At 66.0% G+C, this 12,592-nt stretch carries 13 protein-coding genes and 2 pseudogenes; 5 read left to right on the top strand and 10 right to left on the bottom strand.

Annotated elements, in window-relative coordinates; all coding sequences use genetic code 11:
• Positions 1-422 (top strand): annotated as a pseudogene (locus tag A5650_RS27245) (hypothetical protein); the annotation flags it as partial.
• A 6-nt stretch (positions 423-428) separates the two neighbouring features.
• On the opposite strand, the gene A5650_RS01810 reads toward A5650_RS27245, so the two are convergent.
• From A5650_RS01810 to A5650_RS01800, 3 genes are all read right to left on the bottom strand, one after another.
• Positions 429-773 (bottom strand): hypothetical protein, encoded by a 345-nt coding sequence (locus A5650_RS01810; RefSeq protein ID WP_067285680.1) that lies wholly within the window; start codon positions 771-773, stop codon positions 429-431.
• Positions 774-830: 57 nt separating this feature from the next.
• A complete protein-coding gene (locus A5650_RS01805; protein ID WP_067285678.1) occupies positions 831-1,040 on the bottom strand; it encodes an Rv3202a family protein in 210 nt (69 codons plus the stop codon).
• A gap of 87 nt (positions 1,041-1,127) precedes the next feature.
• On the bottom strand, positions 1,128-2,039 hold the full coding sequence (locus A5650_RS01800) for a bifunctional helix-turn-helix transcriptional regulator/GNAT family N-acetyltransferase (RefSeq protein ID WP_231992456.1): 912 nt from the start codon (positions 2,037-2,039) through the stop codon (positions 1,128-1,130).
• A gap of 180 nt (positions 2,040-2,219) precedes the next feature.
• Here A5650_RS01800 and A5650_RS01795 point away from each other — a divergent pair, with 180 nt between their 5' ends.
• The gene (locus tag A5650_RS01795; RefSeq protein ID WP_067285671.1) at positions 2,220-3,107 is read left to right on the top strand and encodes a cyclopropane mycolic acid synthase family methyltransferase; all 888 of its coding nucleotides are present in this window, start codon (positions 2,220-2,222) and stop codon (positions 3,105-3,107) included.
• On the opposite strand, the gene A5650_RS01790 is transcribed toward A5650_RS01795, so the two are convergent.
• The 3 genes from A5650_RS01790 to A5650_RS01780 all read right to left on the bottom strand — a co-directional run bounded on the left by A5650_RS01790 (position 3,104) and on the right by A5650_RS01780 (position 6,091).
• A complete protein-coding gene (locus A5650_RS01790) occupies positions 3,104-3,343 on the bottom strand; it encodes a hypothetical protein (RefSeq protein WP_067285669.1) in 240 nt (79 codons plus the stop codon). The two genes, A5650_RS01795 and A5650_RS01790, sit on opposite strands and share 4 nt — an antisense overlap.
• Complete coding sequence (locus A5650_RS01785; RefSeq protein WP_067285665.1) at positions 3,340-5,175, bottom strand: MFS transporter; 1,836 nt, start codon at positions 5,173-5,175, stop codon at positions 3,340-3,342. The genes A5650_RS01790 and A5650_RS01785 overlap by 4 nt, the downstream gene beginning before the upstream one ends.
• A gap of 70 nt (positions 5,176-5,245) precedes the next feature.
• Positions 5,246-6,091: an alpha/beta fold hydrolase gene (locus A5650_RS01780; protein WP_067285664.1), complete on the bottom strand. Its 846-nt coding sequence runs from the start codon at positions 6,089-6,091 to the stop codon at positions 5,246-5,248.
• Positions 6,092-6,152: 61 nt separating this feature from the next.
• On the opposite strand from A5650_RS01780, the gene A5650_RS01775 reads away from it, so the two are divergent.
• The gene (locus A5650_RS01775) at positions 6,153-6,791 is read left to right on the top strand and encodes a TetR/AcrR family transcriptional regulator (protein ID WP_067285663.1); all 639 of its coding nucleotides are present in this window, start codon (positions 6,153-6,155) and stop codon (positions 6,789-6,791) included.
• Entirely contained in the window at positions 6,784-7,317 is a 534-nt protein-coding gene (locus A5650_RS01770) for a lipoprotein LppJ family protein (protein ID WP_067285661.1), read from the top strand. The genes A5650_RS01775 and A5650_RS01770 overlap by 8 nt, the downstream gene beginning before the upstream one ends.
• On the opposite strand, the gene A5650_RS01765 is transcribed toward A5650_RS01770, so the two are convergent.
• The 3 genes and pseudogenes from A5650_RS01765 to A5650_RS01755 all read right to left on the bottom strand — a co-directional run bounded on the left by A5650_RS01765 (position 7,314) and on the right by A5650_RS01755 (position 9,969).
• On the bottom strand, positions 7,314-7,811 hold the full coding sequence (locus tag A5650_RS01765; RefSeq protein WP_156743969.1) for a GNAT family N-acetyltransferase: 498 nt from the start codon (positions 7,809-7,811) through the stop codon (positions 7,314-7,316). The two genes, A5650_RS01770 and A5650_RS01765, sit on opposite strands and share 4 nt — an antisense overlap.
• Before the next feature lie 15 nt (positions 7,812-7,826).
• A complete protein-coding gene (locus tag A5650_RS01760; protein WP_067285657.1) occupies positions 7,827-8,204 on the bottom strand; it encodes a thiol-disulfide oxidoreductase DCC family protein in 378 nt (125 codons plus the stop codon).
• Between the two features lie 188 nt (positions 8,205-8,392).
• Positions 8,393-9,969: pseudogene (locus A5650_RS01755) on the bottom strand (HNH endonuclease signature motif containing protein).
• 74 nt (positions 9,970-10,043) lie between these two features.
• On the opposite strand from A5650_RS01755, the gene A5650_RS01750 reads away from it, so the two are divergent.
• Complete coding sequence (locus A5650_RS01750) at positions 10,044-10,994, top strand: threonine ammonia-lyase (protein WP_067285655.1); 951 nt, start codon at positions 10,044-10,046, stop codon at positions 10,992-10,994.
• Positions 10,995-11,013: 19 nt separating this feature from the next.
• Here the strand turns inward: A5650_RS01750 and A5650_RS01745 are convergent, their stop codons facing one another.
• Positions 11,014-12,480 (bottom strand): peptide MFS transporter, encoded by a 1,467-nt coding sequence (locus tag A5650_RS01745; RefSeq protein ID WP_067285653.1) that lies wholly within the window; start codon positions 12,478-12,480, stop codon positions 11,014-11,016.
• Positions 12,481-12,592: the final 112 nt, after the last annotated feature.

Here is a 12,592-nt window from a genome sequence, read left to right as displayed (position 1 = left end):
TCGGAGGGATCGACGTCCGGCCTACGCTGTCTGACCGCGGCCAGCAGTTCCGGCGCCGGCTCGCCGTCGGCGACGGCCAGGTTGATGCCGAAGTGGTCTGCCTCGACCTCACGCCCCGCTTCGTCGGCCGCTCGTTGGATCGCCTCCCTGGCCCGATGCGCCTCGGCTGGTGTGACGAAGCTGCCCAGCCAGCCGTCGCCGACGGCGAGCCGGCGCCGGAACTGCTGGCCGCGGTCAGACAGCGTAGGCCGGACGTCGATCCCTCCGAGCTCATCGCCGACGGCTGGCCGCAGTTGCATCGGCAACTCGACGCCTATCTAGATGCTGGCCTGACCAAGTTCGTCATCCGTCCGGCGGGCCGTTTCGCGATGGAGGAGTTCATCGACCAGTTCGTCGCCGAACTGATCCCGCGGCAGAACTGATCGGCGCTACCGCGACGAGATGTCGCCGTGCAGGTCCGGCCACGGCGGCCGCCGGACCATCGCGATACCCGCTAGCGTCGACGTCACCAGGCCGACCAAGATTCCGGCCAGCGTGATCCGCGTCGAGTCGACGGCCGGGCGCCAGACGGCGTCACCGTTCTTGATGACGAACACGCCCGCCGGCTTCGTCGCCACCTTGACATGCGGATCGCCTCCGCGCCGCGCGCGTCCCCGCACCTCCGCGACGGGGATGACGGTGGTGCCGTCGGCGGTCTCGTAGGGCTGGCCGTAGACACGCGAGGCGTTGGGATCGAAGTCGAGGCTCTCCAGCAGTTCGGCACGCAGATCCATGGCGTCATGCTTACCCCCGCACCCGCCCGGCGGCAGCCGATCGACGTGAGGGGTTGGCTATTCGAACGGGAGATCGTCGTCGGGAATCGGGACCTCGATCGCTTGATCGACCAGATCCGCCTCGTTGGCCTCCCACGTCCGCTCGGCGGAGATCTCCGCGGCGTTGTGCCAGGTGTCCTCGTCGCCTAAATCCACGGGGGTTTGCTGGTCCGCCACGTCGGCTTCGGGAATGGCATCGCCGAACGCGAGGCCGTCAGGTTTGCTCATGATCGGTCTCCGTTCTCGTTGAGGTTTACCCGTCTGACGTCAACGATAGTGCGCAAACAGCCACGTGCCACCGAGCAACGCGGTGATCTACAACGCGCGCGACCAGTACTCGCCGACCAGATCGGTACCGAAGCTGTCATGCGGCTCGCGCCGATCGCACACGAAGCCGGCCCGCTCGTAGATTCGCCGCGCGGCCACTAGTACGTCGTTCGTCCACAACGTGATTCGTGTGTAACCCGCGCGTCGTGCGAACCGCAGGCACTCGTCGACCAGCCGGGTGCCCAACCCGTGGCGGCGGGCGGTCGGTTCGACGAGCAGAAGCCGCAGTTGGGCAGTATCGGGCTCATCAGCGGCGGTGCAGAACACGCAGCCCGCACGCTGACCCTCCACCTCGGCGATCCACGCCGCTTCCCGTGCGGTGTCGCCCCGCTCGGCGTAGTCCGCGACCACGCGCGCGACCAGGGCCTCGAATGAGGCGTCCCAGCCGTACTCCTCGGCGTAACGGCTGCCGTGACGCTCGATCACCCAGCCGAGGTCGCCGGGCTCCGGCGCCCGCAGGACCGTGATGGGCGGTGCCTGTTCGCCGTCGAGAACGTCGCGAACGCGCTGCATGGACTGCACCAGATCCGCGCGACGCTCGTCGTCCAGCGGCTCCAGCAAGGCCTCGATGGCGCGGGTCTGCAGTACGTCCAGCTCGCGGAAGGCGTCGCGCCCGGCATCTGTGAGCCGGACGATCTGACGTCGACTGTCGGCGCTGGACGGCATCCGCACCACCAGTCCGCGTTCGGTGAATCCCGACAGGATGCGGCTCAGATAGCCGGCGTCGAGGTCGAGTTGCCGCCGCAGCTCGACGACGGTCACGTCCGGCGAGCGGGCCAATTCGAACATCACCCGGGCCTCGGTCAGGCCGAACTGCGAGTCGGCGAGACGGGGTTGGAGCAATCCGATCACCCGGGTGTAGAAGCGGTTGAATCCTCGGATTTCGTCCACCACGGTCATTGTTGACATCGTCAACCTAGCTGTTGACTTGTCAATTAATGTCTGCGCGTTTGTCCATAGGCCGCTGACCAGGGCGATGACGTCTAGACCCAGGTGCTGTGCGTAAACTGCCACCGACGGGGGAGGCTCTCTAACCGTGCGGAGCTTCGACCTGACCCAATTCGACGCCAGGGGCTGACCGTGCCAGAAAAATCGACCGACATCGCCCAGGACCTCACGCCTCACTTCGAGGACGTGCAGTCGCATTACGACCTGTCCGACGACTTCTACCGGCTGTTCCTCGACCCGACGCAGACCTACAGCTGCGCCTACTTCGAGCGCGACGACATGACGCTCGAGGAAGCCCAGATCGCCAAGATCGACCTGTCGCTCGGCAAACTCGGTCTGCAGCCGGGCATGACGCTGCTCGACGTGGGATGCGGCTGGGGCGCGACGATCAAACGGGCAATCGAGCGCTACGACGTCAACGTCGTGGGCCTGACGTTGAGCAAGAACCAGCAGGCGCACGTGCAGAAGGTGCTCGACGGCATCGACAGCCCCCGGAGCAAGCGGGTGCTGCTGCAGGGGTGGGAGCAGTTCCACGAACCGGTCGACCGCATCGTCTCGATCGGCGCGTTCGAGCACTTCGGTCGCGACCGCTACGAAGAGTTCTTCAAGATGGCCTACAACGCGCTGCCCGCCGACGGCGTGATGATGCTGCACACCATCGTCAAGCCCGACGACGAGGAGTTCGCGGAGCGCGGTCTGCCGCTGACCATGAACAAGCTGCGGTTCTTCAAGTTCATCATGGACGAGATCTTCCCCGGTGGAGATCTGCCGCAGCCGGTCGCGGTGAAGCGGCATGCCACACAGGCGGGGTTCACGGTCAGCCTGGTCCAGCCCTTGCGATTGCACTACGCCCGCACACTCGACCTTTGGAGCGCCGCGCTCGAGGCCAACAAGGACGAGGCGATCGCCATTCAATCCCAAGAGGTTTACGACCGGTACATGAAATACCTGACCGGATGCGCCGATCTCTTCCGCGAGGGCTACACCGACATCTGCCAGTTCACGCTGACCAAGGCCTAGCGGCGACGCAGCGCTCGCCAGAGCCGCAACGGCAACAGACCGAGTGGGGGCGCGCGCTTCCCGAGGTCCTCGGCATCGCGTTTGTTGAACGCTGCGGCGTACTTCCGCGCGTCCTCGGCGCTCGCATATTCTTTGGCGCCCTGGGCTCCGCCGCAGCGCTCGCACTTCCACCGCATGGTGCGGCCGTCGGCCCGGAAGGTCGGGTCGTGCCCGAATATGCGGCAGCCCAAGGTCATTGCGGCGACGTCCCGGGCGGTGTGCCAACCCTGCCTCGGCTGTGCCGCGCGATTCGGTTCTCCGCCAATGCGACCCGCATCGCCTTGCGGAATTCGCCCGGACCCCAGTAGCGCGCGCCGACCGCTCGGTGCAGTTCTCGCACCGACATCGGCTCGTGCTCGCTCACCGCGCGCGCAATCGTTTCGACCTCGTGGTCGAGCGCCGATTCCGGCATCCCGGGGGTCGGCGGCTCACGCCACGCGCCATACCACCCCGCGGGCGGCCCGGGCCGGTATCGCCGCGTCCGGCTCGCGGCCCGTTCCCGTTCCGTGCGTTCGGCGATGCGCGTCTGCCGGGCGGCCCGTTCCTGGTCGCGATCCGACGGCTCGTCCGTCGGCTGCCCGTCTTCGCCGGCGGTCGTCAACGGCATGGCGAGATCTTCGAGTTTCTGCCCTTCTGCCTTCACCCCTAACACCAGCTCCACGACCCCACCGAGGGCCATCACAGCCGCACCGATGAGGAAGGACACCGCGACGAGCCCGCGGTCACCGGATTCGATGAGCTGGCCGAACAGCAGGGGACCGGTGATGCCGCCGACGGCCGTGCCGACCGCGTAGAAGAACGCGATCGCCAAAGCTCGCGTCTCCATGGGGAATATCTCGCTGACGGTGAGGTAGGCCGCGCTGGCTCCGGAGGACGCCAGGAAGAAGCACACCCCGAGTACGGCCATGAAGACCCACACGCCACCCGTCTGGGAGACGAACAGCACGGTCAGCGCCACGGCGACGGCAGCCGAACCCAGATAGGCGAACGCGATCATCGGTTTTCGGCCGATCGTGTCGAAGAACCGGCCCAGCAGGATCGGCCCGGCGAAATTGCTCAGGGCCCACAGCGCGTAGAACATCGGCACGATGCCGGAGGAGACCTCGAAGAAACCGCTCAACAGGGTTCCGAGGTTGAACGTGAAGGCGTTGTAGAGGAACGCCTGCCCGATGAACAGCGCGAGGCCGAGGATCGCCCGCCGCGGATACTTGGTGAACGCGACGCGTGCGATCTCGCGGAACGAGATCGTCTTGCGCTGGCGCACCGTCAGCGACCCCTCGGGTTGCTGGAGGGGTTGGCCGGTCGAGCGTTCGACTTCACTCTCGATCTCGCCGACCACGCGTTCCGCTTCGTCTTCGCGGCCGTGAATGAACAACCACCGCGGGCTTTCCGGGACGTGCCGGCGCACGATGAGGACCACGAGACCGAAGACGGCGCCGATGCCGAAGGCGATACGCCAACCGACGTCGGCCGGGAAGATCGCGGTGTTCAGGAGCAGTAGCGCACCCGCGGCACCGCCGGCGGCGCCGAGCCAGTACGAACCGTTGATGATGAGATCGACCCGGCCGCGGACACGGGCGGGGATCAATTCGTCGATCGCGGAGTTGATTGCGGCGTATTCGCCGCCGATACCGGCGCCGGTGAAGAACCGCGCTATGAAGAAGTACCACGGTGCGAACGCGAAAGCCGTTGCCACCGTGGCGACGAGATACACCGCGAGGGTCAACAGGAACAGCTTCTTACGGCCGAACCGGTCGGTGAGTTGTCCGAAGAACAACGCACCCAGGCATGCGCCGGTGATGTAAACCGCGGCGGCGATGCCGATTTGACCCGCCGTCAGCTCGATCCCGCTGCCGCTCTCCGTCAATCGGGAAGCGACGTTGCCCACCATGGTGACTTCGAGGCCGTCGAGAATCCACACTCCGCCCAGCCCGATGACGACGCGCCAGTGAAATCGCGACCACGGCAACCGATCCAGCCGACCCGGGACCTGGGTGGTGATCGTGCCGGTTTGCACGCCAGAACTCATCGCCAGCCTCCTCGACCGTGCCGTAATCGGCAAGGGAGTACCCAACTGGCGCGAATTCACCCAGCAGTGCTCAACTCCGCGGGGTAGCACCGACTCCGAGGATCGCGTCTATAACGGCCGAGGGTGCATCCAGTGACACGAACGTTCTCGCCTCGGGCACCTCGATCAGGGTCGAGTTGCTGAAGCATGCGGCCAACCGCCTGCCGAGCGCCGGGGTGAAAGCCCGGTCCCGTTGTCCCCACACCAACGTCACCGGCTTGGCGAACCGCTGCAGCCTGGTCGCCACGTCGGTCAGATCGGTCCTGGCGACGGCTCGCAAGAGTCCGGCCAGATCACGGCGGATCCGGGCGTCGGTGAGGCACGGTCGCAGCCATGACTCGGTCAATCGAGCATCGGGATGCATCAGAAGCCCGAAGCCCAACGGAGAATGGCGCAGGGCGGGAACCTTCATCGTCGACAGCAACAGCTTGATCGAGGTGGGTCCGCGCAGCAGGACGAACACCACGTCGAACGGAAACGGCGGGAACTTGTCGAAGGCATCGCAATTGGTGAGCACCAACCGCCCGACACGGTCGGGTCCCTGGTCGACGACGAGCTGGCACAGACCACCTCCGGTGTCGTTGCCGACCAGCGTCACGTCCGACAAGTCGAGGGCGGCAAGGAATTCGCGGATCATCGCCGCTACCCCCTGCGGTGACAGCTCCGTTCCGGGATTCACTGGGATGGCGTGTGAACCGAGAGGCCACGTCGGTAGGTAACAGCGGTAACCCTGACGGGCAAGGCCATCGGCGACCGGATCCCACAGATGGCTGTCGACGAGAATCCCGTGAACGAACACCACCGGAGGATGAGGGGAGTCCTCAGGACCCAACACGCGGTAGTCGATGGTGGCCTGTTCCAGCGCCAGTTGGGGCATCTTCGCTATCCTCTCCATCACCACTTACAAACAACTGGTATGAAAGTTACGTGCAGCCTGTATGAAAGTCAATGACGGGCCGAGTCCGGATTCTCACCGCCGGCGAACCCAGGCCGAGCGCACCGCCGCGACGCGCGCTCAGCTCATGGCTGCCGCCCGAAAGCTGTTTGCGGACAGGGGATTCGCCGAGGTATCCACCCAGGCCATCGTTTCGGCGGCGGGTGTGACCCGTGGTGCGCTTTACCACCAGTTCGGCGACAAGGCCGGCTTGTTCGCGGTCGTCTACGAAGAGATCGAGCGGGATATGGTCGCCGACATCGCCCGCGAGATCGCCGAGCGTCAACCGGCGGACCCAGTAGAGGCCATGCGGGTCGGGGCCCGATTGTTCCTCGATGCCTGCGCGGCACCCGACGTGCAGCAGATTGTCCTCATCGACGCGCCCGCAGTGCTCGGCTGGGAACGCTGGCGCGAGGTCGGGATGAAATACGGCCTCGGCGTGATCGAGGGCATGCTGGCCCATGCGGTCGCCCAGGGCGCGATACCCGACCAACCCCTACGGCCGACGGCGCACGTCCTGCTCGGGGCTCTCGACGAGGCCGCGCTGTATGTGTCGCGGGCGGTCGACCGCGAGCTGGCCCGTCGTGAGATGGACGTCGTCTGTGACCGCATGCTCGACGGGATCGCAGGAGGCGATGGCTGACTGGTTGCGGTCCCGCCCGTCGCGGCTCCTGTTGTGGGCCGCGCTGGCGATGTGCCTCGCACTCGGTACGACCGTGGTGGTCACAGGACTCGGTGACCGGCCGCCGGATCGCCCGGCCGCGACCATCACCGACGACGAGGCAGCCGCACAGGTCGTGACGGCGGCTCGACGCGTCATCGCCACCGCACGGCTGCAGCATCCCGCCGGGGGTTACGCGTTCATGCCGTGCGGCGTGAATGACGGTCCTCCCTACCAGGCCGTCATGCACATGACGTTCGCTGTGCCGCAACGCGACTCGGCAGGCTATCTGGATGAGGTCGCTGCGGCGTTGGTTGACGACGGCTGGGTCCGGTCGGTCGCCGAAGGCGAACATTTCGGGGTCACACTGACCACGTCGGGCCTGACCGGGCTACTCACTCGTGAGCCGAGGCAGGCCGATTCGGCCACCATCAAGCTCTACGGGGAGTGCCGCGTCGTCGGCGACCACAGCGACGACGATCCAGCCTGGACCGAGGTGACGCTCTAACGGGTCAAACTGCGCTGAAGTAGCAGCGTGTCGAGCCACCGGTCGTGCTTGTGACCGACGGCGGTGAGCCGACCGGCTTCGACAAACCCGCGGCTGCGGTGCAAAGCGACCGATGCCGCGGCGTCGGCGTCGACGATGGTCGCGATCACCTCCCGCACGCCCGCAGACGCGCAACCGGCCAACAGCGCATCGTGGAGCCTGCCGCCCACGCCGTGCCCGGCCACGTGGGGCGCAACGTAGACCGAATCCTCCACGGTGTGCCGATAAGCGGGGCGGGACTTCCACGGAGCGCAGTACGCGTAACCAACAATCTCGCCGTCCAGAACGGCGGAGAGGAACGGCAAGCCGGCTGTCACGACGGCATCGAAGCGACGGTCCCACTCGACGCGGTCGGGGCGCGCCAATTCGAAGGTCGCCACGGTGTTTTCGACGTAGTGCGCGTAGATGTCGCCGATCGCATCGAGGTCCTCGCGGTCCGTTGCCCGGACGTGCACTCTCAGGCCACCGGGTCAGCAGGTGACCGGATGAGACTCGCAGAACGGCGTCGTACCGGGGAAGCGATAGCGATGAGAAGCGACGTACCGATAAACGGCCTCCTGCAGCGCCCGGATGCCGGGCAATCGGTAGATGCGCAGTGGGAGCACAGACCCCAGCGCTGCCGCGACCGCGGCGTTCATCGCCTCTGCGCTCTCGTAGACCTGGCCTGAATCGTCGAGCCATCGTGCGGCGTCGAGAACCCGCGACTCGGGGATTCGCAAGCGGTCGGCGACGCCGTCGCCCTGCAGAGGCGCGGTTCGCAGTTTCCCGGTCCGGTTCAGCTTCACAATGAAGTACACAGCGCGAGTGCACATTCCGCAGTTGCCGTCGAAGTACAGGGTTCCGGACATATCGCTATTGTCCCTCCGATCGTGTCGCGGGTGGTCTGGATTCGGCGTGTGCCGCGTCACCATGACGCCGGCTTACCGTCCAGCGCTTCGACGACGCGGTGGGCGGCGTTCACCGTCGACCCCGCACATCCACATGCCAGGCGGTGACCCTCCGCTACGAGGGAGAGAAAAACCACTGCGAGCGGCGGTTAGGCCGCCTGACCGTCTGGAGGCGACGGGCCGCCGGGCTCACCGGCTCCGTGAGCTGTTACCGCGTCGTCCGACTCAGTTTCGGCGATTTGGGCGTCACCCGATGCGGCGTTCCTCTCGACCGCGTCACCCGATATCGCGGTGCCAATCTCGAGCTCGTCACCGGGGACCGCAGGGTCCGGTTCCCCAATCGAAGCTTCGTCGTCGTCGGGTCGGAGGAGGCGTTCGGGGCGGTGGTGGTAGTTGATTTGGGCTTGGCCGGTGTCGAGGTCGGGTGGGGGGAGCCATTCGACTTCGCCGCGGGCGTTCATGCGGGTGGTCCACCCGCGGTCGGTGGTGACGCTGCGGTTGTGGGGTCCGCAGGCCAGGCCGAGTTCGTCGATGTTGGTGTTGCCGCCGTCGGTCCAGTCGGCCACTACGTGGTGTACCTGGCAGCCGTAGGCGCCGATTGTGCAGCAGGGTTTGGTGCAGCCGCCGTCGCGGGCGATGAGCATGATCCGTTGGGCGGCAGAGGCGATGCGCTTGGTGCGGAACAGATCCAGCGCCGATCCGGTGGCTTTGTCGAACACGGCCAGGTAGTGGTTGGCGTGTCCGGCCATCCGGATGACCTCGGTGATCGGCATGATGGTGCCGCCGCCGGTGGTGCCCACTCCGGCGCGTGATTCCAGGTCTTGCAGGGTGGTGCGGATGATGATCGATACCGGCAGGCCGTTGAGCGTGCCGAGTTGACCGCTCATCAGCGCGATGCGCCCGACGGCGAGCAGCGCGTCGTGCTGGCGTTGGGCCAAGCTGCGGCGGTCGTTGTTGATCTGGGCCTGGGTCGGGGTGCCCGAGGTGCACGGTTCGGCATCGTCGGGGTTGCACATCCCGGGTGCGGCGTATTTGGCGAAGATCGCTTCCCACACCGCCCACGCTTCGGGGGTGAGCGTGGCGCGCAGGTCCACCATCCCGTCGCGGCCTTATTTGGACTTCCTGACGCCGCGTTTGCGGGCGCGGTCGATGTCGGTGGGCTCGGGGCCGTCTTGGTCGAGCAGAAACAGCGTGAGGTCGGCGGTATCGGTGAGTTCTTTGGGCCCGACCTTGACCGCGGTGCGCACCAGGTCGACCTCGAACTGCTCGCGGGTGGGCGCGTCCACCCAGCTGGGCAGTTTGGTGATCGATTTGCGGATGACCTCGACATGTTCGGCGTTGATCAACCCCGAAGACTGCGCAGCGGCCGTAGCCGGCAGTGTCGGCGGCAGCGACGGACCCGTCACCGCCTGGCGTCGGGCCAGCAGCTCGGCCTCGGTCAACCGCCGGTTGGCCTCGCTCGTCGAGATCCGGTAGCGCACCCGCAGCACTTCTTTCCAGGTGTGGGCACCCATCTCATTGGGCGTCGTCTCACATTGCAGACGAGCAGCAAGCGGTGATTCATCGTCGGGAGCTGACACGACAACGTCTCCCACTCATCAAGAGCAGCCACCAACTCGTGGCGGGTCAACAGGTCCACATCGCAGGCGGCGACCTCCTCATACGCCGCACGCAGCGCCGATATCGCCTCCTTCAACGCCGTCCCCGACATATCTCGAACATACATTCGAGGTCTGACAAGTCACACAAGTCCCGATCCACCCGCAGGGCCGATCCCGGCACTGGGAGCACACTGGTGGGGTGGACTTGGTGACACTCGACGACATCGAGCAGGCCGCCGCGCGTATCCGCGCCTTCGTGCTGTGGACACCGCTGTTACCGGCCCCGTGGGCCGGCGACGACGACCGCCCGTTGTGGGTCAAGCCCGAGAGCCTGCAGTCGATCGGAGCGTTCAAGGTGCGCGGTGCGTTCAACGCGATCGGTCACCTCGACGAATCCGTACGCACCAGGGGAGTGGTCGCCTACTCCAGCGGGAACCACGCCCAGGCCGTGGCCTACGCAGCGGCGGTGTACGCGATCCCCGCCCACATCGTGATGCCAGAGGAGACGCCGGAGGTCAAGGTTGTGGCCACCCGTAATCACGGCGCGACGGTCGTGTTATGTGCTGCGGGACAACGGGAACGGGTCGCCGCCGAACTGGTGGAGGAAACCGGCGGGGTGCTGATACCGCCGTTCGACCACCCCGACATCATCGCCGGACAGGGCACGATCGGGTTGGAAATCGCCGAGGACCTGCCGACGGTCGACACGGTGCTGATACCGGTCAGCGGTGGCGGCCTCGCTTCGGGTGTCGGCACGGCGGTCAAGGCGCTGTGCCCCAACGCGAAAGTGATCGGAGTCGAACCCGAACTCGCCGCCGATACCGCCCAGAGCTTCAGCGTGGGGCATCGCGTCGACTGGCCCATTCAGGACCGCAACCGCACCATCGCCGACGGACTGCGTTCCCAACCGTCGGAGTTGACCTTCGCTCATCTGCAGCGGGTGCTCGATGACATGGTCACCGTAACCGAGGACGAAATTCGTTCGGCAGTACGCGAACTCACGCACCGAGCGCATCTGGTGAGCGAGCCCAGCGGTGCGGTCGCGCTGGCCGCCTACCGCAAGCAGGCCGGTCCAGCGGGCCGAACGGTGGTCATCCTCTCCGGTGGCAACATCGAACCCACACTGCTGCAGGAGATTCTGGCCGCATAGCCGTTGCCCGAACGCGGCGTCAGTGCACACCCTCCATGTGGCGGCTGATCCATGGCGCGAGTGCGAACACGACGGCACCGGCCGCAACCGCGACCACCCCGGTGATGCCGAAGTAGGCTAACTCGGTAGTCGGCTTGTAATAACCGGTCAACACACCGGACATCGCCGTGCCAATCCCGACGGAGAAAAAGTACAGCGCCATCATCTGCGCCCGAAACGCCTCGGGCGCAAGCTTTGTGGTGGCTGATAGCCCAATGGGTGAAAGCATCAGCTCGCTGATCGCGAACACCGCCATCACGCCGACGATGTACAGCGCGGGCACTGCCCTGCCGCTGGTGCCCGCCATCGGGAGAAAGAGCAGGAACGCCAAGCCCATTCCGATCACGCCGTAGGCGAATTTTCGCGGCGTCGTCGGAGCACGGCTACCGAGCCGCGTCCACGTCGCCGCGAAAAGTGGCGACAGCGTGATGATCCATACCGGTTCGATGGAGCCGATCCAACTCGAGGGCGCCGTCCACCCGAAGATGGACCAGTTCATGCGCTCATCGGAGTAAACGGCCAGCACGGTGAAGATCTGTTGGAACAGTGACCAGAACACCGCATTCGCGACGAACAGCGGAATGAACGCACGGACCCTGGTGCGCTCGACCGTCGTGACTTTGGAGCTGTTCAGCATCACCGCGAAGTAGGCCACCGAGGCTGCGACCAGGACACCTGTCGTCACATGCGACAGATTCGACAGCTTGACCACGCCCGTCGCGAACACGGCCCCGATCAGCGCCGCGACCGCGATGGCGATCAATACCAGCCGCCCGAAGGCATTGCGGGGCAGGGGATTAGGAACGTGACGGCCATGTTCACCGAGATTTCGTCGGAAGACGACGTACTGCGTCAACCCCAACGCCATGCCGACCGCTGCCGCGCCGAACCCGTAGTGGAATCCGATCCGGGTCTGCAGCAACCCGGTGATGAGCGGGCCGATGAAGGCGCCCAGGTTGATGCCCAGGTAGAACAACGTGAATCCGCCGTCGCATCGGGGGTCATCCTTGTCGTAGAGCCTGCCGAGCAGCGACGACGCGTTGGCTTTGAGCGCGCCGGAACCGAGCGCGACGAGCACCAGGCCCGCGGCCACGCCCGTCAGCCCGGGAACGATGGCCAAGGCGATATGGCCCAGCATCACCACGAAGCCGCCGTAGAAAACCGTGCGCTCCATACCCAGTAACCGGTCGGCGATCCACCCGCCGAGCACGGTCGACAGGTAGACCAGCCCGCCGTAGGCGCCGACAATGCCGGTGGCGGTGCTCTGCGGAAGCCCGAGACCGCCGTCGGTGACCGAGTAATAGAGGTAGTAGCCGAGAATCGTGAGCATCCCGTAGAACGAGAACCGCTCCCACAGCTCCACCCCGAACAGGTTCGTCAGGCCGATCGGGTGACCAAGTACCGTGCGCCCGCCGGGCCCGCCCTCCGCCTGCTCGACTGCCGCCACGGATGTTCACCCTGCCACGGCTCTCCGCACCTGGGGCGGGATAGCGAACAATTACCCCGGCAAAGACGTTCAGACTTCGCTTGCAGGAGTTTCAGCGGCACAGCACATTTCG

This window comes from Mycobacterium sp. 1164985.4 (assembly GCF_001668575.1).
Classification (GTDB): domain Bacteria; phylum Actinomycetota; class Actinomycetes; order Mycobacteriales; family Mycobacteriaceae; genus Mycobacterium.
The sequence above is the reverse complement of the archived record's forward strand: the minus strand, read 5'-3'. Positions and strand labels throughout refer to the sequence as shown.